A 311-nucleotide genomic window follows, 5' to 3' on the forward strand; every position below is an offset into this window, starting at 1 on the left:
CCTGTACGGCGGGCCGGGGATCTCGGTGCCGTGCGGGCTCTCCGAGGGGCTGCCGGTCGGCCTGCAGGTGATGGCCCCGACGATGGCGGACGACCGGATGTACCGGGTCGCCGCCGCCCTGGAGTCCGCCGTCGGCACGTTCACCCCACCGGCACTGTGAGGCAGGAGCACCAATGACGACTACCTTGCCCGCGTACGACGAGGTCGTTGCGCGCTACGAACCGGTGATCGGCCTGGAGACCCACGTCGAGCTGGGCACGAACACCAAGATGTTCTGCGGCTGCCCGACGGACTTCGGCGGCGAGCCGAAC

At 70.1% G+C, this 311-nt stretch carries 1 protein-coding gene and 1 pseudogene; both read left to right on the forward strand.

Annotated features, from left to right (window positions below; translation table 11 throughout):
- Positions 1–160, forward strand: a pseudogene (locus ACLQ29_RS35500) (Asp-tRNA(Asn)/Glu-tRNA(Gln) amidotransferase GatCAB subunit A); the annotation flags it as partial.
- Positions 161–173: 13 nt separating this feature from the next.
- On the forward strand, positions 174–311 hold a 138-nt coding region (locus ACLQ29_RS35505; protein WP_425775720.1), incomplete at its 3' end, for a hypothetical protein.

Source organism: Micromonospora sp. DT228 (assembly GCF_049841595.1).
Lineage (GTDB): Bacteria > Actinomycetota > Actinomycetes > Mycobacteriales > Micromonosporaceae > Micromonospora.